Consider the following 21,983-nt stretch of genomic DNA (forward strand, 5'->3'; position numbering starts at 1 on the left):
TTTTACGCTTGTGGAGCAAACTATTCTGGCAAACAGTACCGATCCACGAACTGCATCCCTAATTTAACTGATAGAGGGCACCCCCAGATACGCTCCCCTGAACATCAGCGCCTGGTAGTCCTGCGGAAAGTAGGCTACCACCATCCCGTTTCCCCGGTTGCCCGGGTCTTGTCAGAATTGCCTGATCTTGGCTCCAGCCTGCCTAATTGCACGCAAAGACGCGATGACCGAAGATACTGAGCGGCTTGGCCAGTAATACTCAAAATGGTACTCATCTGAATCGCCATATTGTTATTGTTGTGTGTTGATCAACTAATCCTTTGGGACTTTGGATTCTCTAGACTTGAAGATAGTGACTGGGAGCGGTTTCCCAATATTCAATTTCGCTGGCCCGCAACGCGCAATTGGCCAAAACGAGGCAAAGACGGAACACAACTTGGTATGTTCCCATGGCTGGAGCAGAAAGCGGCACGTGGGCGCTAATGATGGCAATACAAAATTGCACCGGCGCATCGTAGAAGTTGTTACAATCTGGCCCAAGTATGCTTGTCGATGCCAACGAATAAAAAGATGACGGTGTAATTACCAATACTCAGATTCGATAATGCTTTGTGGCCGGGTTAGCCTTTCAGGAGAATTTATTTGGAATATTTCATGCAATGGATTAACAATTCGCTAGTACAGAGCGCTATCATTTCTCCCGTTATTGGCGCGCTCTTAGGCATATTGTTTGCTGGATTAAACAATCCACCATCCGGAGGCACTACTACCGTCCAACAAACCACTATCGTATTTAAGAATGTCACCAACATAAATAATAATGGTGGCCGAGGATCATCCTCGTCTGATGATGGCATTTCGATCCTTATTTTATCCGTCATGTTGATTGCAGGAATTACATGGGGCTATAGTCGATATGCAAGCGAAATACTTGGCTATTGGGCGAATGGTCTGTTTACCTGCTCAACATTTATTCTTGCCGCGGGCATAACATCTGCTCTACGTGGTCAATACAGCAGCTATGATTGGGTTTGGTATATTTTCATGCCGACACTGGCGATTGCATTTTCATTTCACCTATTATATTTAGCTAAAATTGGCATTATTCCAAATGTTAGAGAATTTGCTCGGATGCACACCTTTATGGATTTTTACTTAAATGTACTTCGTGAAGAGCATAGATCATGGCTACTATTTCAAATTGCTGGAGTTTTATTTGGCGTGTTGGCCGCGATCATTGCAACCATGAGGTCTTTGCATTACTTATCCTTAATGAATCAGAGATCAGGGAGTGCATTAGCCGGAGCATGGCGCCTTATAGCAAAAATCACATTTGCTTCAGCAAGTTCGACCGGTTTATTTTTTTTGTTATTTCTCACAGGACTTTCGTATTTCATGCTTTCTGGTAATGCATTTGAATTTTGGCCACACAAACCTTAACGAAGTTCTCAAGAATCTTATATAGATACGAAGGCCGGGAATAAAACTATTTTTATTCTAGTGAAATTTATTTTAAAATTCGCAGCATTGAGTGCGAATAAAGCTGCAACGATTACACACCTAGTTGTACACAATCCCAATCGCACAGCTAGGTGGATTCCTCGACCGAAAATGCAACGGCGAGCCGAGCATCAAGACTATTTTGCTCGGTATGCAAGGGGGCTATGTCGCGGAGACGACGATTGGCAAGGCTGTAATGCAGCCCCTCAAGCACACAGAAAAATGTGTTCACCACGCCATCGCACCAGCCGCAAAAAAAACCACTCAAAGTGCGTCAAAATGCGTCAAAACGCATGCCCCCTCTTCGCCCCGCAGCGCCAGTCCTCATGCGCCTTCGGCCATGGCGCAAATTTGAGTCAAAACAGCCCTATATAGCGGGCAGGTGTGGAGGGGGGACAACTGCGCGCGCCGGGCCGAAACGGGGCTTTTTCTTGCCTCCATGGCAATATCAATCGATGGGACGTGAAAAAGCCGCCTCATGGGCGGCTTGTGCGGTGGCTGGGTCGCGCTGGCGTGGCTGGCCTGTCGCGGCCCCATCCTGCCGGCTATCGCGGCGTGACGGTCATCCTGGGCGGCCGGCGCGCGCCTTGGCCGCCTGCTCTTTCTCGTAGTCGTCGCGGCAGTCCACGTTGCAGAACAGCAGCGCGGGCGCCAGCGCCTCGTCGCAATAGTGGCAGCAGCCATCCGCCACCAGGCCCGGCCGGCGCCGCACGGCGGCCAGGCCGCGCGCCACCTCGGCAAAGATGATCTTGTCGGTGTTGTCGATATGGTCGCTCATTGCGTGCTCTCCTTGCCCAGGCCCAGGTCATACGGGGCGAAGCGCACCACTTCCACGCCGGCCCACTCGTTGATCGCCATGAACTGCGCCTGCAGCGGCACCAGCTCATTGCGCGCGAAGACGCGCGCGGCCGGCTCCACGGCGCCGAAGCCGCCGGCATTGTTCGGCAGGATGCCCATCAGCTGGGGCGGCACGCGGTGCGCGGCCAGCTGGTCGTCGCGCGTCACGCTCTTGATGTTGAAAAACTCGTCCTTGGCGGCCACGTCGGACACGGGCAGAATCTGGATGCCGTCCTTCTTGCCGTTCGGCGCGTACATGAACAGATTGCGGAAGTTGCCCGGCCCCTTGCTGTCGCGCATAGCCTGGCGCAGGTTGTCCACGTCCTGGGTGTTGGCGGCAGCATCCGTCATGTAGAACACGAAACCGGCGTGCGAGCCGTTCTTGTAATACTTGCGGCGGAACAGGGTCGCCGCCTCGTTGAGCCAGGCCGATTGCAGCGCGCTCAGGTACTGCGGCACGCCGTACAGCTCCTGGTTCACGTCTGGCTCCATCAGGTGGAAGACGCGGCCCTTGTCAAACTGGTGCACGGCCTGGTAGCCGTTCACGAAGAAATAGGTATCCAGATCGACGCCGCGCCGCATGTACTTGGCCAGCGCATGCTGATACGCCAGCGCCTTGCCGCTGCGGCTGGGGCGGTCTTCCAGGTAGGCATTGCCGAACGTCAGATAGTCCAGGGCCATGCGCTTGAATCCATCGCGCGACAGGTATTTCGTCGGCATCAAGGTGGACGTCAGCACGTTGGCCTTGAAGTGGATGGCGCTGCTGTGGTGCACGCCGGCATTGAAGGACTTGGCCAGGCCGGCCAGGTTGACGGGCGGCTCATACCAATGGCCGTTCTTCCAGCATTCGAAGCAATCGAGAATGTCGGCGTGCTCGAGCACGGGCGTCGGGTCGCCGAAGGAAAACGCCTCGATGCCGGCGGCGGCCGGCGCCGTGGCCGCTGGTGATGGCGCGCCCTGGGCCTGCCGGCCGCGCGCGCGCAAGTGTCGTGCTTTGCTCAAGAATAAATCTCCATGAAAGAGTGGTGGTTGTCGGTGGTGCCTTCGAACGGCTCGTGATCGAGGGCGTGCATGCAGGCCCACGCCAGATCGGCGTGGCCGGTTTCGTCGCTGCGGCCGGCGACATAGGTCACGTGCCGCCCGCTGGGGGTGAGGGTCTTGTGGATGGCCATGAAGGACTGCGCGATGTCGGTCCAGCCGGCGTCAAATTCCAGCCGGCCCTTGCTGATGATGTTTTTGGCCTTCAAGACCATGCGGGTTTTGACTTCTGGCGAGTAGTTCAGCGGCGTGACGGCCGGGAAGAAGCCGCGCACGATCGGCAGCACGCCGATGCCCATGCCGGTCGTGTCGATGCCGATGTATTCGACGTTGTAGCGGCCGGTCATCTGGCGGATGGCGTCGGCGTGATCCTCGAAACTCTGCCCGCGCCACTGGTGGCGCTCCAGGATGCGGAACTTGCCGCCGGCCGTCATGGGCGGCGCCAGCACGACGCAGCCGGCGCTGTCGCCGTTCAAGGCCGGGTCATAGCCGATCCACACGGGCCGGTTGCCGAACGGGCGCAGGCCCAGCAAGGGCTTGTAGTCGTCCCACTCCACCCAGGAATCGACCATGCAGCGCTGCAGCTCGGCCAGCGGAAAGACCGAGGCCGAGTCGTCGATAAAATTGCACATCAGCAGGTTATCGAACTGGTCCGGGCTGTATTCGAAGTTGCGCAGCTCGTCGATATCGAACAGGTTGCAGCCGCCGCGCTCGGCGTCCAGGATGGTGACGATCTGGCGCCAGATCTTGTCCTCGCCCGTAAAGCCCGACGACAAGCGGCCATGGCTCACATCGATATTCACCTGGTCCGCCTTGGCGCGGCGCTTGTTGAACAGCTCGCCCGTCCAGAACGGGTAAGCCTGGTGCGTGGTCGAGGATGGCGTTGAAAAATAGGTCTTGCGCCATTTCTTGTGAATGGCCATGCCCGAGGCCACCTTGTTGAGTTCCTGGAAATTCTGCGTCCAGAAGAATTCATCGAAGTAGAAATTGCCGTGGTAGCCCTGCGCCGTGCGCGCGTTGGTGCCCAGGAAGTACAGGTGCGCGCCGTTCGGCAGCACGATGGGGTCGCCCGTCAGCTCGATGGCAGCGGCCTCGCGCGCGAATTGCACGATGTATTGCTTGAAGACGTGCGCCTGCGACTTGGAGGCGGACAGGAAGATTTGATTGCGGCCCGTTTCCATGGCGTCGGCCAGCGCCTCGCGCGCGAAATACCAGGTGGCGCCAATCTGGCGGCTTTTGAGAATGGCGCGCGTGCGCTGGTCGCCGTTGCGGAACCACACCTTTTGATAATCGAAGAGCGAATCCTGGAAGGCATCGAGCAGCTGGATTTTCTGTTCTTCGCTGAAGTCATTGCGCGTCGGCTTCTTCTTCGGGCCGGCATTGCGGTTCGCCAGCTTGGGATTGAGATCGACCTCGTTGCCGCCCGGCTGCTCATAGCGGCGCACGCGCGCCATCTGCACGATGGTGCGCGCCAGCAAGTCGATTTCCTTGTAGTCGCTGCCGCTCTTGACCTCCTTTTCGATCAGTTTGACCAGGCGCAGCTCGGCCGACGCCTCGACGTGCTCGATAGCCTGCGCCTTGTCCCACTCGTCGCGCTCTTTCCAGCTATTGATGGTGCTGCGCTTGATTCCCAGGTGCCGGGCGATGGACGAAATGCGCCAGCCCTTCCAGTACAGGGCGCGCGCAGCACGACGCGGCTCGGATTCGGGCACGGCCAGTTCGCCGATGATTCCATCGACGGTTTGTTCGCTTGTTTTCTCGATTGTCAGCATGCCGCCAGCGTAGGCCGCGCGCGCGCGGAACGGGGGAAGGCAAAAGTCGCTATGGCCCATAGCAACCCGCACCGCATTGAATCGCAGCGCCAAGACGTTGACCATGGCGTTATCCGATCAACCGAGAACGCCCACCATGTCCAAATCGAAATTCTTCCGCGTCGCCACCGAAGGCGCCACCACGGACGGCCGCAACATCGACCGCGCCACCATCGAGCAGATCGCCGCCACCTACAACCCGAAAACCTACGGCGCGCGCATCTGGCTGGAACACATTCGCGGCATCCTGCCCGACAGCCAGTTCAAGGCTTACGGCGACGTGATCGCCGTCAAGGCCGAGGAAGTCGACACCGACAGCGGCAAGAAACTGGCCCTGTTCGCACAGATCGAACCCACGCCGGAACTGGTGGCCATCAACAAGGCCAAGCAAAAGCTGTACACCAGCCTGGAAATCCAGCCTGATTTTGCCGACTCGTCGCAGCCCTACCTGGTCGGCCTGGGCGTCACCGACAGCCCGGCCAGCCTGGGCACCGAGGCGCTGCAATTCTCGGCCAGCCGCAAGCTGCAAAGCACCAACCTGTTTACCGCCGCCGTCGAGGTCACGCTGGAATTTGACGAGCCGCAGGGCATCAAGCTGGCGGACGCCGTGAAAAACCTGCTGTCGCGCTTTTCGAATAAATCCGGCAGCGACGCCGCGCAGTTCGCCGACATCAGCGAAGCCGTCGAGGCGCTTGCCGGCCACGTCGTCACCGCCAACGATAACTACACGGGCACCCTGGCGCGCCTGGAAAAAACCGAAACGGCATTGAAGGCCACGCAGGACGAGCTGGCCGCCTTCAAGGCGCAGATGGACGAAGCGCCCGGCAACGGCCCGCGCCGCCCTGCCGCGACCGGCAACGACGGCGCCGTGCAGACCGAGTTTTAAGCGCGCGCGCCCTTTCTTCCCCCCATTCAACAACGGAGCACTGATTTATGAAAAAGCAAACGCGCCAGGTCTTTGGCCAATATGAAACCCGCCTGGGCCAACTGAACGACACGGACAACGTGGCCAAGACCTTCAGCGTCACGCCCAGCGTGCAGCAGAAGCTGGAAAACAAGATGCAGGAATCGAGCGAGTTCCTCTCAAAAGTGAACATCATCGGCGTAGGCGAGCAGGAAGGCGAAAAACTGGGCCTGGGCGTGTCCGGCCCGATTGCCAGCCGCACCAACACCAAGGACAAGGAACGCGAAACGCGCGACCTGTCCACCATGGATAGCACCAAGTACCGCTGCGAGCAAACCAACTTCGACACGCATTTGAGCTATGCCAAGCTGGACGCCTGGGCCAAGTTCCAGGACTTCCAGTCGCGCGTGGCCAATGCCATTTTGACGCGCCAGGCGCTCGACCGCATCGTCATCGGCTTCAATGGCGTGAAAGTCATGGCCACCACCGACCTGGCCGCCAATCCGCTGCTGCAGGACGTAAACAAGGGCTGGCTGCAGCACCTGCGCGAACTGGCGCCCGAGCGCGTGCTGGGCCTGGTGGCCGCCGGCATGCCGGGCAAGGTCATCATCGGCGACGTGGACGGCGCCGACTATGCCAACCTCGACGCGGCCGTCACGGATGCCGTCAACCTGCTCGACCCGTGGTATCAGGAAGACACCAATCTGGTGGCCATCGTCGGCCGAAAACTGTTGAACGACAAGTATTTTCCACTGGTCAACACCAAGCAGGCGCCCACGGAAACCCTGGCGGCCGACATTATCATCAGCCAGAAACGTATCGGCGGCTTGCCGGCGGCGCGCGTGCCCTACTTCCCGGATAACGCCATCCTGATTACGCGCTTCGACAATCTGTCGATCTACTTCCAGGAAGGCGCGCGCCGCCGCCGCGTCGAGGACGTGCCCAAGCGCGACCGCATCGAGAATTACGAGTCGTCGAATGACGCCTACGTGATCGAAGACCTGGGCCTGGCCGCGCTGGTGGAAAACATCGAGCTGAAAGACAAATAATGGCGAACCAGTCCCCCGCCCTGCGCCACCGCGCGCGCATGCTGGCCGAGCGCACGGCCGGCGCCGCCGCGCCGCAGGGCGTCACCACCGGCACGGCCTACGAAATGATGCTCTACAAGCTGGCCGATGACCGCCGCCGCCTGAAATCCATCCAGTCGGTGGAACGCAAGATCGAGGTCAAGGCCACCTTGCTGCCCGACTATGCGCAATGGATCGACGGCGTGCTAGCCGGCGGCAAGGGCGCCCAGGATGACGTGTTCGCCACCCTGCTGGTGTGGCACATCGACACGGGCGAGTACGAGCGCGCCCTGGTCATGGCTGAATACGCCTTGGCGCACAAGTTCACCCTGCCCGAGACTTACAGCCGCGACATCGCCACCCTGATGCTGGACGAGTTTGCCGAAGGCTACCTGCACGGCAAGCTGGCAGCCGATCCGCAGCATGCGGCCCAGGTACTGGGCACCGTCGAGCAGCTGACAGCTGCCAGCGACGCGCCCGACCAGGCGCGCGCCAAGCTGCATAAGGCGATTGGCCTGGCCATGATCGCCGTGCTGGATCAGGCCGACGATACGGACATTACCCCGGCGCTGGTGGCGCAGGCGGAAACGGCCATGGGCCAGTTGAAGCGTGCCCGCGCTTTATCCGAGTCGTGCGGCGTCAAGAAAGATATGGAACGGCTGGAACGGCGCCTCAAGCGCGCGGCCGGTTCCACGTAAAGAGCATCCCCCGCAGCACGGCGGCACGGGGGGATTCTGGCCACACCTTTGACCTGATGAACCCCGTCCACCGCCCCATTTTGAAAGCGCCCCGTATGTCCTTCATGGCCCTGCCCCCGTCCATCCCACCCGGCACCTCGCCCGCGCCGCCAGCGCCGGCCGCCGGCATCATCGAGAACGATGGCTGGTTTCCCGACATTACGCTAACCGACATGCGCGACGCCATGCGCCTGGATGGCACCGTCACCGACGCGCGCCTGGTACAAGCCGTGGTCGATGCCATCCTGCAGGTCAACCGCGAGCTGGCCGACTGGCAAGGCAAGCACGCCGCAGCCGGTATCGCCGCCCTGGTGGACGTGCCAGCCACGCGCATCAACCGCGAGTCCCGCTTGCTGGCGCAGTACCGGCGCGCCGTCTACAGCACGGCGAAGGCCGATCTGATCGAGCGTTACCGCGACTACGACAGCACGGCCACGTCCGTCAGCGACAAGAAAAGCATGGAGTGGCTGGACGAGGCGCCCGGCGCGCAGCGGCGTAATGCGCAATGGGCCATCGCCGATATCGTCGGGCGCACGCACCTGACCGTGGAATTGATCTGATGCAGGTGCGCACGCAGCAGCACGACACGGTAGACGCCCTAGTGTGGCGCTACCTGGGCGACGGCGCGGGATACGTCGAGCACACCCTTGAAATGAATCCCGCCCTGGCGCGCCACGGCGCCGTGCTGCCGGCCGGCCTGCTCGTCACCCTGCCCGAGCCGGCGCCCAGCATGGGCCAGCTTGCTGACATCGTGCAGCTATGGGATTAACGCGCAATCCACCTTTTTACCCTCATGAAAAATCTATCTAACCTCACCCCGGAGAATCAAGCAATGTCCGCAGAATCGTTTGGTGGTTTCGCCACCCTGGTCAAACTGTACGGCGTCAAGGCGGCGCTGGGCATGGTCGGCGCCGCCATGCTGTACATCGTGCTGCCGCCTTTGAATGCCGACGGCACCTTCAACAAGGGCGAATTCGTCGCCCGCCTGGCCTGCGCCGGCGTGTTCTCGTGCCTGCTGGGCGGCACCGTGTACCAGCTGCTATGCGCCCAGCTCCCAGCCATCGGCGCCATGGTCAACGCTTCCGCCATCGACCTGATCGTGGGCGCGCCCGGCTGGTGGGTATCGCGCGCCGTGGCCCTGTGGTTCCAGCGCCGCAGCGACAAGGACATCGCCGAGCTGGTCAAAGATGCGAAGGAACACTGATGGCCACCATGGAAAATCCCGTGATCGCGCGCGTCATCGACGCCATCCTGCGCGCCGAAGGCGGCTACGTGAACGACCCGCAAGACAAGGGCGGCGAAACCAATTACGGCATCACCGTGGCAGTGGCGCGCGCCAACGGCTACACGGGGCCGATGCGTGAGCTGCCCGTGGGCGTGGTGCGCGCCATCTACACGGCCCGCTACATCACTGAACCGAAGTTCGACCAGGTGCTGGCCCTGCATGCCGGCATCGGCGCCGAGCTGATCGACACGGGCGTAAACATGGGCCCGCACCGTGCGGCCGAGTTCCTGCAGCGCTGGCTGAACGGTTTTAATGACACGGGCGCGCGCTACCCTGCCCTATTCGTCGACGGACGCCTGGGCGCGCAGTCGCTGGGCGCGCTGGCCGCTTTCCTGCAGTGGCGCGGCCAGGACGGCGCCACCGTACTGCTGCGCGCCTTGAACGGCCTGCAGGCGGCGCGTTACTTGGAAATCACCGAAGCGAACAAGAGCCAGCGCCGTTTTCTGTTCGGCTGGATCAAGGAACGGGTGGCCACGTGAAGGCGACCACCTGGCGCCCACTGGCCGCTGTTCTCCTGTGCGGCGCCCTGGCTGGCTGGACGGCGCAGGGCTGGCGCAAGGATGCCGCCATCGCCGAGCTGCAGCGGCAGGCGGCCGCCAGCAAGACCACCGCCGCCACCGAACTGGCCCAGGCCACCGCCCGCGTGCTCACGCTGGAGCGCGCCGCCGGCACCGCTCTGGCACAGCGCGCCGACCACCTCACCCAGGAGCAAACCCATGCGAAAACCGAGCGTGACCATTTCAATGCTGACGTGCGCAGCGGTGCTGTGCGCCTGTCAATCCCCGTCGCCAGCGGCCAGTGCGCCGCAACTGCAGATTCCACCGCTGCCGCAGGCCATCGGCACCAAGCGCGCGCCGAACTTGACCCAGCGACTGCGGCAGCTCTTGACGCCATTGCCGGCGACGGTGACGACGCCACCCGCCAGCTGAACGCCTGCATCGACGCCTACAACCTAGTACGAGACACCTACCATGTACAAACCGAATAGCCTGCGCCAGCACCTGGCCGCCGCCATCCCCGACCTGCAGCGCGACCCCGACCGCCTGCTGGTCTTCGCCGACGAGGGCAATGTGGTGGCATCGGCCACCGCATCCCTCTCCTTCGAATACCGCTTCAAGCTCAACCTGATCGTGACCGATTACGCGGGCGACGCCGACGCCATCATGGTGGCCCTGATCGCCTGGCTGAAAGTCCACCAGCTCGACCTGATGGCCAACGAGGAAACCCGCAAGCACGGCATCGCCTTCGAGGTGGATTTCAACAACCATGAAACGGTCGATATCTCGATCAAGCTGGACCTGACCGAACGCGTGGCCGTCAAGGCCAGCGAGGCGGGCCGCCTGGACATCAAGCACCTGGCCGAGATACAACACATGCCGGCCTACGCGGACGAGTTCTGGAAATTGTATGACGGCGAGACCCTGCTGGCCGAATGGCGCACGCCCGAGGCCACGCTGTGAGCGACAACCTGCACGCGCTGGAAGCCTGGGCCGGCGCCCTGCTGTCCAAGCTGCAGCCAGCCCAGCGCCGCGCCATCAATCACAAGGTGGCCATCGACTTGCGCCGCAGCCAGGCGCAGCGCATCAAGGCGCAGCAGGGGCCGGATGGCGCCGCCTATCCGGCGCGCAAGCGGCGCAAGGAATTCAAGGGGAAGAATGGACGCATCAAGCGGCAGAAGGCAGCGATGTTCGCCAAGATTCGCACCGCCAAACACTTGAAGGTGAAGGCGACCGGCGACCAGATCGAAGTCGGCTTCTTTGGCTGGGTGGCGCGCGTCGCGCATGTGCATCAGTTTGGCCGGCAAGACCGCTTGTCGAAAAAAGGCCCACTGTACAAGTACCCGGAGCGGCCGCTGCTGGGCTTGAGTGAACCGGATCGAACATTGATACGCGAATCCTTACTACGTCACGTACAAAAAAACTAGGTCATATCCGGAAAATTTAGCAATGAACTTGAGAACATTTCAGACAACAAGGTATTGATGGCGCCACTGAGTTCAAATATCTTAGATGCAGAATATCGGAGTATGCTGAGACAGAACAACTCATTTTTGGAGATCTCCAATGTACCGCTGGACGAAGCCCATCCCGCTCCAAGACAATCGTAACTATTCGACAATATCGGAACGGGTCACAAATATTCGACGTGTCCAGCAACTACCGTACCCCGTCGCCGCAGGAATGTTCGACGAAGTTTGCAGTTGGCTCGAAAGTCTTGGTATCCAGTACCATAATACTAGGGTGCATAAGTACAAATCCCTACTTACAGACCTAGCAATTTCTGAGGTAAGAAAGGACTACAGTTTTTTTGAAGAAAAATATGGACTAGTTAACGGCATCAATGCCGCTCACGAAGCGATGGAGCTTATTCGCATCTACGAAGGACTTCGTTACGAAAAAGATCCAAAATTTATAGAGCGGCTAACAAAAATCTTGCAGGGCCATGAGCTATTTCCATTAGATAAGTCGAGCGGGAGAGATTTCAGTCTCGAATTAGGGATCGCGGCGAGCTTCGTTGCACAAGGCAATCAGATTGATTTTAGTCATGTGGCTGATTTATCGTTAGTTTTTGATGGCACTCCGATGTTTGTAGAATGCAAACGTCTCAAGTCAGAGAGTAAAATAAAAGCTAATATAAAAGATGGATTGAAGCAGTTAACCAAGCGATACGAAACACTCGAAAATCCATCAAAAGCACGCGGCATTCTTGTTCTTTCGATAGGTGCAGTAGTTAATCCAAATCTAATACTTTATGAGGCATCTGACTCGGGGCAGCTTGGCCGGAAGGTTAAAACAACAGTTCGGGAGTTTATTGCAACGTACAAGCAGTATTGGGAGAGGGAAACAACAGACAAGCGAAGTATCGCCGTCATAATCATTTTCGACACACCTGCACGTATGGATAAGACCTTAACCACTTGTCGCGAACTAGATGTCAGACTATTGCCTGATCGGATGCATTCAGATGCAGCGTTATTTCACAAGATAGCGCCCCTATTTGGACCACCTTTCTAGTAAGAAGGCTATAGCTAAGAAGGTAGAAATTCTGCAGTAGAACATTGGTTTTTTGCACTATTTACAACCTAAACTATCAGAAAAATCTGTATTGCTGTGCATCCAACGCAGCTACAGTCACTAAGCTCCATATCAACCCGTCCCCGCGTGCATCCGCACGCGGACTTCGGCAACATGCACTGCATGAACGCCGACCTGTCCGACCTCACCCGCTTGCTGCAAAACCTGATCCGCCTGGGCACCATTGCCGAGGTCAAAGGGGCCAAGGCGCGCGTGCGGCTCGGGCCGACCCTCACCACCGAATGGCTGAAATGGGCCACCCGACGCGCCGGCAGCACGCGCACCTGGTCGGCGCCCACCGTGGGCGAACAGGTCATCGTCTTTTCACCCGGCGGCGACCTGACGCGCGGCATCATCGTGCCGGCGCTGTACTCCCAGGAATTTGACGCGCCCGAAACCAGCGACACCATCCACACCACACACTATCCTGACGGCGCCGTGGTGCAGTATGACCACGCGGCACACGCCCTGACGGCCCTACTCCCCGGCGGCACAGCCAACATCACGGCCGACAAGGTCACGTCGAACGCGCCCAGCACCATTTGCACGGGCGACCTGACCGTCATGAAAAACCTGATCGTCAACGGCGCCACCGCGCTGAATGGCGGCGTGAACGCCAAGGCCGGCGCCGCTGGCGGCGTGGCCATGGCCGTGCAAGGCAGTGTCAAGGCCAGCGAGGACGTGCTGGCCGGCGCCATCAGCCTGACCAAGCATGCGCACGGCGGCGTCAAGGCCGGCGGCGACCAGTCAGAAGGGCCATTGCCATGATGGGCATGCACGCCGCCACCGGGCGCAGCCTGACGGGCCTGGGCCATTTGCGCCAGTCGGTTGCCGACATTATCACGACGCCCATCGGTTCGCGCATCCGGCGCCGCCGCTATGGTTCCGAGGTGCCCGAGCTGATCGACCAGCCCCTGAACAGCGCCACGCAGTTGCGCATCTACGCGGCCACCGCCTTTGCCCTGCGGCGCTGGGAACCGCGTTTACAGCTCGCCAGCGTGCAGCTCACGCGCGACACGGACGGCGCCATCGCGCTGCTGCTCGATGGCACGGCGAATGGCCAGAGCATCACGCTGGCCGTCCCCGTCAAGCAAGGCGGCGTCGTATGAGCACGCCCATCGACCTGACACAATTGCCGGTGCCCAGCGTGGTCGAGGCGCTGGACTTTGAGGCCATCCTCGCCACACGCAAATCCCACCTGGTCAGCCTGCTGCCGGAAGCCGAGCGCGCCGCCGTCACTGCCCTGCTTGAGCTGGAATCGGAACCGGCCACCAAGCTGCTGGAAGAAAACGCGTATCAGGAAACCATCCTGCGCAACCGCGTCAACGACGCCGGCAAGGCCGTCATGCTGGCGTTTGCCCTTGATGGCGACCTGGACCAGCTGGGTGCCAACGTCAACGTGGAACGCCTGACCATCACGCCGGCCAATCCCAACGCCATGCCGCCCGTGGCCGCCGTCATGGAAGATAACGACGCGTACCGCCTGCGCATCCAGGAAGCGCCGGACGGCCTGTCCGTCGCCGGCCCGAAAGCGTCGTATGAATTCCACGCCCGCAGCAGCGACGGCCGCGTCAAGGACGCGAGCGCCACCAGCCCGGCGCCGGCCAGCGTCACCGTCACGGTGCTGGCCAACAACGACACGGGCATCGCCGACGCCGCGCTGCTGGCCATCGTGGCGCGCGCGCTCAACGCCGAGGAAGTGCGCCCCCTGGGCGACCGCCTAAAGGTGCAAGCAGCCCAGGTCATCGATTATCAGATCGAAGCGACCTTGTTTATCGGCGTCGGCCCGGAAGTGCCGATTCTGCTCGATGCCGCGCGCGCCAACGCCGTGCGCGTGTCGCAGCCGCGCCGCCCGCTGGGCCACAGCATTTATCGATCCGCCTGCAGCGCCGCCGTCCACGTCGAGGGCGTGCGCAAGGTCGTCTTGACCAGCCCGGCCCTTGATATCGAACTGGACGCCACCCAGGCCGCGCGCTGCACCGCCATCAAATTGAATGTGGTGGTGCTTGATGAATAGGACCGTGCCCACCCTGCCGCCCAACACCACGGCGCTGGAGCGCGCCATTGCCGTGGCCTGCGCCGAACTGGTCAACGTGCCCGTTCCGCTGCGCGACCTGTGGAACGCTGACCGCTGCCCCGTCAATCTGCTGCCGTTTCTGGCCTGGGCGTGTTCCGTCGACCGCTGGGACGACGCCTGGCCCGAGTCGATCAAGCGCGGCGCCATCAAGGCGGCCTATTTCATCCACAAGCACAAGGGCACGATTGCCGCCGTACGCCGCGTGGTGGAGTCCTTGGGCTATTTGATCCGCATCACCGAATGGTGGCAAACCACCCCGCCCGGCGTGCCGGGCACGTTCCGCCTCGACGTGGGCGTGCTGGATTCAGGCATCACCGACGCCATGTTTCAGGAAATGGAACGCCTGATCGCCGACGCCAAGCCCGTCAGCCGCCATATGACGGGCCTGGCGCTGTATCTGGAAACCCGTGGCCAGGTGCAGATCGGCTTGAGCACCTATCACGGCGATGCGATGACGGTTTATCCGTGGATCGCCGAAGAAATCGAAGTGCGCGGCACGCTGTTGCAGGCCGGCGCATCCCATACCATTGACACCATGACCATCTATCCATGAGCACATACTTTGCCATTCTGACGCAGGTGGGCGAGGCCAAACTGGCCAATGCCATCGCGCTGGGCCAAACCCTGAAACTGAAAAAGATGGGCGTGGGCGACGGCAACGGCGCCCTGCCCATCCCGGATCGCTTGCAAAAGGCGCTCGTGCATGAAGTGCGCCGCGCCGACCTGAACCAGCTTGCCATCGACCCGGCCAACCCCAGCCAGATCATCGCCGAACAGGTGCTGCCCGAAGAGGTGGGCGGCTGGTGGATACGCGAGATTGGCCTCTACGACGAGGCGGGCGACCTGTGCGCCGTCGCCAACTGTCCGCCCAGCTATAAGCCCGTCATGGCCGAGGGCAGCGCCCGCACGCAAGTGGTGCGCGTGGTGCTGATCGTTGCCAGCACGGCCGCCATCGAGCTGAAAATCGATCCGGCCGTCATCCTGGCCACGCGCAAGTATGCGGACGATCAGGCGATCGAAGTGCGCGCCTATGCCGACACGCTGCTGGCGCAGCACCTGGCCGCCCCCGACCCGCACCCGCAATACAAACCGAAAGAGCTGATCGTCCTGAATAAATCCGTTGCCGGCAAGGTGGACGTGGTGCTCACCGAGGCGGAAGCCAAGGCCGACGTGCTGCAGTTCACGGGGGCGCTGACGGGCAACATCAACGTCATCGTGCCGGCGGCGGCGCATAACTGGACGGTGCGCAACAAGACCACGGGCACTTACTCCCTGACGTTCAGGACGGCGGCCGGCAGCGGCCTGGTCATCGGCCAGGGCCAGACGCGCGTGCCCTACTGCGATGGCGTCGATGTGCTGTCGCGCATGACGGAAACCGATACGCCCGCCCAGTTCGACACATCGGCCAAGCTGGCCACCATGCTGGCCGTCCAGCGTGCCCTGGGCAACTTCCAGGGGCAATCCTCGATTGCCGTGTCGAGGGCACTGCTGGCGGCGGAAGCTGGCTCAATTATCAACGCCTCCGCCACCCTGACCCTGACCATGCCGCCCTCCGGGCAAGTCAAATCCGGTACTTTCTATCAGATCAACAACTCCGGCAGCGGCGTGGTCACGCTGCAGGCATCTGCAGGCGACGTCCTGTATGGCGTCGGCAATGGCAACGCGCGCACGTTCTCGCTGGGCCAGGGCGATACGCTGGGCGTCGCCTACGTGGGCGGCGGCCAGTGGTACGCCTGGGGCGGCGTTCAGGCCGGCGCGTCGGCCAGTTTCGCCTCGCAAATGGCCGTGCCGGGCTTTCAACGACTGCCGAGCGGCATGCTGCTGCAGTGGGGAAACATCAGCACCTCGAATACCGGCCCGACCCTCTTTGCCTTCCCTACTGGGTTTCCAAACATGTGCCTCGCAGCATGGGGAACCGGATCGGTGCCGGGCGGTGAAATCGCCAACGTGGGCGTGTCCAATCCGTCGCGCTTCAATTGCTCCGTCTCCTTGCGGGATGCATCGGGCAACTTCTACATCAATCCCGTTTCTGTTTTTGCCATCGGACACTAAGCCATGAAACTCTTTTCTCCCTCTGCCGGCGGCTTTTTCGATACCCACATCCTGGACTTGGCGATCCCTGACGATGCCCGCGAAGTGACGCCAGCGCATTACGCGGCACTCTTCGCCGCCCAGGCCCAGGGCTTCGATATCGTCGCCGACGCCGCCGGCAACCCGGTGGCCAAGCAGCGCGCCAGTGCGCCCTTTTCCGTCCTCGCCGAGCGGCACTTGGAAGCGACACGCAAGACGCGCGACACGATCCTGAACCGCCTGGCCGGCATCGGCTTTGCGGCGATGTCCGATGGCGACAGCGCCACCGTCGCCGCGATTGCCGCCGCGCGCCTGCGCCTGCTCGACATCACCACCTGCGCCGGCGTGCTGGCGGCTGAGGATCTGGATGCGCTGCGCCTGGCCATTGCCGACGAATACGCGCAGATCGCCGCCACCCTGCCGGAAGAGGCGCAGCGCGCCTTTGCCGAAAACCTGCAGTAACCACCCGAAACTTCTTTTCTACCAGGAGAGCCCTATGGCCACCGACTACCACCATGGCGTGCGCGTCATTGAAATCAACGAGGGTTCGCGCCCCATCCGCACCGTCTCCACGGCCGTGCTGGGCCTGATCGCCACGGCAGACGATGCCGACCCGGCCGCCTTCCCGCTGGACACGCCCGTGCTCGTCACCAACGTGCTGGCCGCCATGGGCAAGGCCGGCAAGACGGGCACCCTGTACCGCGCGCTGGAGGCGATTGCCGCGCAGACAAAACCCCTGACCATCGTCGTGCGCGTGGAAGAAGGCGAGACGGAAGCGGATACCACCAGCAACGTGGTGGGCGGCGTGTCGCCCGATGGGAAATACCTGGGCGTGAAAGCCTTGCTGGCAGCGCAAAGCAAACTCGGCGTCAAACCGCGCATCCTGGGCGCGCCGGGCCTGGACACCAAGGCCGTCACCAACGCCCTGGCCAGCGTCGCCCAGCAGTTGCGCGCCTTCGTGTACGCCTCCGCGTATGGCTGCAGCAACGTGGTGGCCACCACCACCTATCGCGGCCAGTTCGGCCAGCGCGAGGTCATGATTATCTGGCCCGATTTTGTGAACTGGAACACTGCCACCGACGAGGAAGCGAGCATTTCCGCCGTCGCCTACGCCATGGGCCTGCGCGCCAAGATCGACGAGGAAACGGGCTGGCACAAGACGCTGTCCAACGTGGTCGTCAACGGCCCCACCGGCTTGACCCAGGATGTGTTTTTCGACCTACAAGACCCGGCCACCGACGCCGGCGTGCTCAACGCCAAGGAAGTGACCACCCTGATTAACATGGGCGGCTACCGCTTCTGGGGTTCGCGCACCTGCGAGGCGCCGGGCGGCTTCTTCTATTTCGAGAACTACACGCGCACGGCCCAGGTGCTGGCCGACACCATCGCCGAAGCGCATTTCACCTTTGTTGACCTGCCCCTGCATCCGTCCTTGGTGCGCGACATGCTGGAGAGCATCAACGCCAAGTTCCGCGACCTGAAATTGCAGGGCTACATCATCGACGGGCACGCCTGGTATGACGAGCAGTACAACGACAAGGACACGCTCAAGGCGGGCAAGCTGGCCATCGACTACGACTACACGCCCGTGCCGCCGCTGGAAAACCTGCGTTTCCAGCAGCGCATTACCGACCGCTACCTGGCCGACTTCGCCTCGCGCATCTCCGCGTAATCGACCACATCACCACCCTGCCCGCGCCAGCGCGGGCGCATTGAAATACTGGAGAAATTATGGGCCTGCCCCGCAAACTGAAAAATTTTAACTTGTTCCAGAACGGCGTGTCCTTCCTGGGCATGGTGCCCGAAGTCACTTTGCCAAAACTCAGCCGCAAGATGGAGGAGTACCGCGCCGGCGGCATGGCCGGCCCCGTGTCGGTGGACTTCGGCAACGAGGCGCTGTCGCTGGAATGGAGCGGCGGCGGCCTGGTCGCCGAAGCCCTGAAACAGTACGGTGCGCACTCGCACGGCGCCGTGCAACTGCGCTTTGCCGGCGCTTACCAGGAAGACGATGACGGCACGGTCGCCGCCGTCGAGGTTGTCGTACGCGGCCGTTACAAGGAAATCGACATGGGCACGGCCAAGATGGGCGACGACACCACCCATAAATACACCATGGCTTGCAGCTATTACAAGCTGATGATCGACGGCGCCACCGTCATCGAACTGGACTTCATGAGCGGTACCGAGAACTTTGGCGGCGGCGACACGAATGCCGCCATCCGCAAGGCCATCGGCCTGTAATCCCCCTTTTATTCACCACCACACCACAAGGAACACAGCATGAACAACGAAAACACAAACCAGGCCGTCATCGAGCTGGACGATCCGATCAAACGCGGCGACACATTCATCAACTCGCTGACCGTGCGCAAGCCCAAGGCAGGCGCCCTGCGCGGCATTTCCCTGATCGAGCTGGCCAACCTGAACGTGTCGGCCCTGCAGATCGTGCTGCCGCGCATCACCGAGCCGACCTTGACCGCACACGACATCGCCAACATGGACCCGGCCGACCTGCTGGCCGTGGGCGTCGAGGTTGCCGGTTTTTTGGCGAGCAGAGTAGATCGCCTTTCGGTATCCCCGGCGAAGTAGAAGACGCCATGGCCGACATTGCCGGCGTCTTCCACTGGACGCCGGCAGCAATGGACGGTTTTACGATTGATGAACTGATGGCCTGGCGCGAACGCGCCAGGCAGCGAAGCGGAGCGGAATAGATGGCTGGTCGGGATCTGAAATTACAGGTGGTATTTGCGGCACTGGACAAGATTACCGGCCCGCTGAAAAGAATATTGGGCGGCTCCAGCGACACGGCCAAGGCCTTGAAGGCCACCAGCGACCGCTTGCGCGATCTGAATGCCCAGCAGAAAAACATCAGCAAGTTCCGCGAACTGCATGGCGGCCTGGACGCCACCCGCACCAAGCTGGAAGCGGCCCAGCAAAAGGTGGCCAGCCTGGCCGCCAAGATGAAACAGGCGGAGGCGCCCACGCGCGCCATGACGCGCGAGTTTAACGCCGCCGTCAAGGCGGCCGGTGCATTGAAGACGGCCGGCCAGCAACAAGCCCAGCAACTGCAGGTCATGCGCGAGCGCCTGGCGGGCGCCGGCATCGGCACCAAAGACCTGGCCAACCACGAGCGCACCTTGCGCCGCGAGATAGAGGCCACCAACAAAACCATGACGCTGCAGCAGCAGAAACTGGCCAATGCGGCCGCCAAACAGCAGCGCGTCACCAACGCCATCCAGCATGCGGACAAGCTGCGCAGCAAGGCGGGCAACCTGGCCATGGCCGGCGCGGGCGCGACCGCCACGGGCGCCGTCATCGGCGCGCCCGTCGTCAAGGGGCTGAACGAGGCCAAGCACTATCAAACGGAAGTGGGCCGCGTCAACGCGCTGGGCCTGGGTGACAAGGTATCAGCCGAGGCCGTCGCCTTCGCGCGCAACATGAAGACCTACGGCACCAGCCAGCTCGACAACCTGCAATTGATGCGCGACGGCATGAGCGCCTTTGCCGACGTGCACCACGCGGAAATGGTCGCCCCTACCCTGGCCAAGATGAAGTTTGCCAATCACGCCTTCTTTGGCGAGGCCGAAGGTGCCGACAACGAACGCAAGTTCATGGACATGCTCAAGGTGATCGAGCTGCGCGGTGGCCTGGAGAGCAAGGAAAAGTTCGAAGCCCAGGCCAATATCGTGCAGCAGGTCATTACCGCCACGGGCGGGCGCGTCGGCCCGAATGAATGGCTGAACATGATCAAGACGGGCGGTATCGCCGCCAAGGGTTTGAAAGATGATGCCTTTTATTACCAGATGGAACCGCTGGTGCAGGAAATGAGCGGCAACCGCGTCGGCACGTCCCTGATGAGCGCCTACCAGAACTTGTACCAGGGCCGCACCACCAAGCGCTCAGCCAGGAAGCTGGAAGAGTTCGGCCTGATTGGCGACAAGAGCAAGGTCAAGCACGACAAGGCCGGGCAAGTCTCGTTCCTCGATCCGGGCGCGCTGCTGGGCGCCGAGCTGTTCCGCGAAAACCAATTCGAATGGCTGGAAAAGGTGCTGCTGCCGCAACTGGCAAAGAAGGGCATCACGGAAAAGAAACAGGTGCTCGACGCCATCGGCAGCATTTTTTCGAATCGCACCGCATCAAACCTGTATTCGCAGATGTACCTGCAGCGCGTGCAAATCCACAAGAACGAAAAGCTCAACCGTGGCGCCGCCGATATCGGCAAGCTGGAAAAATTTGGCCGCGACTCGGCCGCCGGCAAGGAACTGGAAGCGCAATCGAAGCTGGCCAACCTCAAGCTCACCATGGGCGAGAAAATCCTGCCGCTGTATGCGCAAGGGCTGGAGCTGGCCATCAGCGCGGTGCAGCGCCTGAATGGTTTCATGGAACTCAACCCAACCGTGGCCAAGGTCATGATCGCTGGCTTTGCAGTGCTGGCCGGCCTGCTGCTGGTGCTCGGCCCGCTGATGCTGGGCATTGCCGCCCTGATCGGCCCGTACGCCATGCTGCACGTCATGTTCGCCAAGATGGGCGTGACGGGCGGCGTGCTCACGCCCATTTTGCGCAACCTGGGCGGCGCCTTCATGTGGGCGGGCCGTGCCGTGCTGTGGCTGGGCCGCGCCCTCTTGATGACGCCCATCGGATTGGCCGTGACGGCCATCGCCGGCGCCGCCTTCCTGATCTACACATACTGGGGGCCGATCAAGGCATTCTTTGGCGGCCTGTGGTCAGACGTGAAAGCGGCGTTTGCCGGCGGCTTTACCGGCATCAATAGCCTGATCGCCAACTGGTCGCCGCTGGGCCTTTTCTATCGCGCCTTCGCGGGCGTGCTGGGCTGGTTCGGCATCGCGCTGCCGGCCAGGTTCACCGACTTTGCCGCCACTATCCGGCACAGCATTGTCGAAGGACTGGCGCCGCTGACAGGCTTAATTGCCGGCCTGTGGTCGCAGCTGAAAACAACTTTCAGCGGCGGCATGGCCGGTATCACCGCCCTGATTATCAACTGGTCGCCGGTCGGCGTGTTTTACCAGGCCTTCGCGGGCGTCATGACCTGGTTCGGCATCAAGCTGCCGGCCCAGTTCACCGAGTTCGGCGCAAACATTCTGCGCGGCCTGGTCAACGGCATCACGGGTTCCATGGGAGCGGTCAAGGATGCCATCAGCAATGCCGGCTCCAGCACCATTGCCTGGTTCAAGGAAAAGCTGGGCATCCACAGCCCGAGCCGCGTGTTTGCCCAGCTTGGCGACTACACCATGCAGGGCTTTGCTGTGGGCCTGGACCGCAGCGAGGGCGCGCCGATTGCCAAGGTTTCCGGACTGGCGCAGCGCCTGACGCAACTGGGCGCCGGCATCGCCATCGGTACGGCAACCGCCCTGCCGGCCAGCGCCTTCGACACGCGCACGCCGCTGTCCCAAGGCGGGTTCGGCGCCGGCATGACGATTCAGGGCGACAAGATCGAAATCACCTTCCACGTGCAGGCAGGCACCGATCCCCAGGCCATCGCGCGCGCGGTAAGCGCGGCGCTCGATCAACGCGACCGCGAAAAGGCGGCACGCATCCGCTCGTCCCTGCGCGACCACGATTAAG

The 21,983-nt window shown here is 61.5% G+C and carries 26 protein-coding genes; 23 read left to right on the forward strand and 3 right to left on the reverse strand.

Annotation, left to right across the window (positions count from 1 at the left end; genetic code table 11):
• Positions 1–654: 654 nt before the first annotated feature.
• A complete protein-coding gene (locus tag GCN78_RS25555; RefSeq protein ID WP_152254223.1) occupies positions 655–1,440 on the forward strand; it encodes a hypothetical protein in 786 nt (261 codons plus the stop codon).
• A gap of 622 nt (positions 1,441–2,062) precedes the next feature.
• Here GCN78_RS25555 and GCN78_RS25565 read toward each other — a convergent pair.
• From GCN78_RS25565 to GCN78_RS25575, 3 genes are read right to left on the reverse strand one after another with little or no spacing between them, the layout of a single operon-like run.
• Entirely contained in the window at positions 2,063–2,278 is a 216-nt protein-coding gene (locus GCN78_RS25565) for a hypothetical protein (RefSeq protein WP_152254225.1), read from the reverse strand.
• Positions 2,275–3,339, reverse strand: coding sequence for a phage portal protein (locus tag GCN78_RS25570; protein WP_413465237.1), 1,065 nt, complete (start codon positions 3,337–3,339; stop codon positions 2,275–2,277). Before GCN78_RS25570 ends, GCN78_RS25565 begins: the two co-directional genes overlap by 4 nt.
• The gene (locus tag GCN78_RS25575; protein WP_413465238.1) at positions 3,336–5,252 is read right to left on the reverse strand and encodes a terminase ATPase subunit family protein; all 1,917 of its coding nucleotides are present in this window, start codon (positions 5,250–5,252) and stop codon (positions 3,336–3,338) included. Before GCN78_RS25575 ends, GCN78_RS25570 begins: the two co-directional genes overlap by 4 nt.
• A gap of 31 nt (positions 5,253–5,283) precedes the next feature.
• Here GCN78_RS25575 and GCN78_RS25580 point away from each other — a divergent pair, with 31 nt between their 5' ends.
• The 22 genes from GCN78_RS25580 to GCN78_RS25685 all read left to right on the forward strand — a co-directional run bounded on the left by GCN78_RS25580 (position 5,284) and on the right by GCN78_RS25685 (position 21,982).
• The gene (locus GCN78_RS25580; RefSeq protein WP_152254228.1) at positions 5,284–6,072 is read left to right on the forward strand and encodes a GPO family capsid scaffolding protein; all 789 of its coding nucleotides are present in this window, start codon (positions 5,284–5,286) and stop codon (positions 6,070–6,072) included.
• A 47-nt stretch (positions 6,073–6,119) separates the two neighbouring features.
• Complete coding sequence (locus GCN78_RS25585) at positions 6,120–7,139, forward strand: phage major capsid protein, P2 family (RefSeq protein ID WP_152254229.1); 1,020 nt, start codon at positions 6,120–6,122, stop codon at positions 7,137–7,139.
• Positions 7,139–7,855: a phage terminase small subunit gene (gene gpM, locus GCN78_RS25590; RefSeq protein ID WP_152254230.1), complete on the forward strand. Its 717-nt coding sequence runs from the start codon at positions 7,139–7,141 to the stop codon at positions 7,853–7,855. The genes GCN78_RS25585 and gpM overlap by 1 nt, the downstream gene beginning before the upstream one ends.
• 95 nt (positions 7,856–7,950) lie before the next feature.
• The gene (locus tag GCN78_RS25595) at positions 7,951–8,454 is read left to right on the forward strand and encodes a head completion/stabilization protein (protein WP_152254231.1); all 504 of its coding nucleotides are present in this window, start codon (positions 7,951–7,953) and stop codon (positions 8,452–8,454) included.
• Positions 8,454–8,663 (forward strand): tail protein X, encoded by a 210-nt coding sequence (locus GCN78_RS25600; RefSeq protein ID WP_152254232.1) that lies wholly within the window; start codon positions 8,454–8,456, stop codon positions 8,661–8,663. The genes GCN78_RS25595 and GCN78_RS25600 overlap by 1 nt, the downstream gene beginning before the upstream one ends.
• A 63-nt stretch (positions 8,664–8,726) precedes the next feature.
• Positions 8,727–9,098 (forward strand): hypothetical protein, encoded by a 372-nt coding sequence (locus GCN78_RS25605; RefSeq protein ID WP_152254233.1) that lies wholly within the window; start codon positions 8,727–8,729, stop codon positions 9,096–9,098.
• Positions 9,098–9,658: a glycoside hydrolase family 108 protein gene (locus GCN78_RS25610; RefSeq protein ID WP_226939823.1), complete on the forward strand. Its 561-nt coding sequence runs from the start codon at positions 9,098–9,100 to the stop codon at positions 9,656–9,658. Before GCN78_RS25605 ends, GCN78_RS25610 begins: the two co-directional genes overlap by 1 nt.
• Positions 9,655–10,167, forward strand: a complete 513-nt coding sequence (locus tag GCN78_RS25615) for a lysis system i-spanin subunit Rz (RefSeq protein WP_193316874.1) — start codon at positions 9,655–9,657, stop codon at positions 10,165–10,167. Before GCN78_RS25610 ends, GCN78_RS25615 begins: the two co-directional genes overlap by 4 nt.
• Positions 10,151–10,639 (forward strand): phage tail protein, encoded by a 489-nt coding sequence (locus GCN78_RS25620; protein WP_152254235.1) that lies wholly within the window; start codon positions 10,151–10,153, stop codon positions 10,637–10,639. The genes GCN78_RS25615 and GCN78_RS25620 overlap by 17 nt, the downstream gene beginning before the upstream one ends.
• Complete coding sequence (locus tag GCN78_RS25625; protein WP_152254236.1) at positions 10,636–11,103, forward strand: phage virion morphogenesis protein; 468 nt, start codon at positions 10,636–10,638, stop codon at positions 11,101–11,103. The genes GCN78_RS25620 and GCN78_RS25625 overlap by 4 nt, the downstream gene beginning before the upstream one ends.
• Positions 11,104–11,242: 139 nt before the next feature.
• A complete protein-coding gene (locus tag GCN78_RS25630) occupies positions 11,243–12,193 on the forward strand; it encodes a hypothetical protein (RefSeq protein ID WP_152254237.1) in 951 nt (316 codons plus the stop codon).
• Positions 12,194–12,376: 183 nt separating this feature from the next.
• Positions 12,377–13,021, forward strand: coding sequence for a phage baseplate assembly protein V (locus GCN78_RS25635; RefSeq protein ID WP_152254238.1), 645 nt, complete (start codon positions 12,377–12,379; stop codon positions 13,019–13,021).
• Entirely contained in the window at positions 13,018–13,362 is a 345-nt protein-coding gene (locus GCN78_RS25640) for a GPW/gp25 family protein (protein ID WP_152254239.1), read from the forward strand. Before GCN78_RS25635 ends, GCN78_RS25640 begins: the two co-directional genes overlap by 4 nt.
• Positions 13,359–14,270 (forward strand): baseplate assembly protein, encoded by a 912-nt coding sequence (locus tag GCN78_RS25645; RefSeq protein WP_152254240.1) that lies wholly within the window; start codon positions 13,359–13,361, stop codon positions 14,268–14,270. Before GCN78_RS25640 ends, GCN78_RS25645 begins: the two co-directional genes overlap by 4 nt.
• Positions 14,263–14,883, forward strand: coding sequence for a phage tail protein I (locus tag GCN78_RS25650; RefSeq protein ID WP_193316875.1), 621 nt, complete (start codon positions 14,263–14,265; stop codon positions 14,881–14,883). The genes GCN78_RS25645 and GCN78_RS25650 overlap by 8 nt, the downstream gene beginning before the upstream one ends.
• Entirely contained in the window at positions 14,880–16,382 is a 1,503-nt protein-coding gene (locus GCN78_RS25655) for a phage tail protein (protein ID WP_152254241.1), read from the forward strand. The genes GCN78_RS25650 and GCN78_RS25655 overlap by 4 nt, the downstream gene beginning before the upstream one ends.
• 3 nt (positions 16,383–16,385) lie before the next feature.
• Positions 16,386–16,862 carry a hypothetical protein gene (locus GCN78_RS25660; RefSeq protein ID WP_152254242.1) on the forward strand — a complete coding sequence of 159 codons (477 nt, stop codon included), beginning with the start codon at positions 16,386–16,388 and terminating at the stop codon, positions 16,860–16,862.
• Positions 16,863–16,896: 34 nt separating this feature from the next.
• Positions 16,897–18,072, forward strand: a complete 1,176-nt coding sequence (locus GCN78_RS25665) for a phage tail sheath protein (RefSeq protein WP_152254243.1) — start codon at positions 16,897–16,899, stop codon at positions 18,070–18,072.
• A 59-nt stretch (positions 18,073–18,131) separates the two neighbouring features.
• Complete coding sequence (locus GCN78_RS25670; RefSeq protein WP_152254244.1) at positions 18,132–18,641, forward strand: phage major tail tube protein; 510 nt, start codon at positions 18,132–18,134, stop codon at positions 18,639–18,641.
• Between the two features lie 39 nt (positions 18,642–18,680).
• A complete protein-coding gene (locus GCN78_RS25675) occupies positions 18,681–18,989 on the forward strand; it encodes a phage tail assembly protein (RefSeq protein WP_152254245.1) in 309 nt (102 codons plus the stop codon).
• An 8-nt stretch (positions 18,990–18,997) separates the two neighbouring features.
• On the forward strand, positions 18,998–19,111 hold the full coding sequence (locus GCN78_RS25680; RefSeq protein WP_071650284.1) for a GpE family phage tail protein: 114 nt from the start codon (positions 18,998–19,000) through the stop codon (positions 19,109–19,111).
• Entirely contained in the window at positions 19,112–21,982 is a 2,871-nt protein-coding gene (locus GCN78_RS25685) for a phage tail tape measure protein (RefSeq protein ID WP_152254246.1), read from the forward strand.
• Position 21,983: the final 1 nt, after the last annotated feature.

The organism is Janthinobacterium rivuli, assembly GCF_009208735.1.
GTDB lineage: Bacteria > Pseudomonadota > Gammaproteobacteria > Burkholderiales > Burkholderiaceae_D > Janthinobacterium.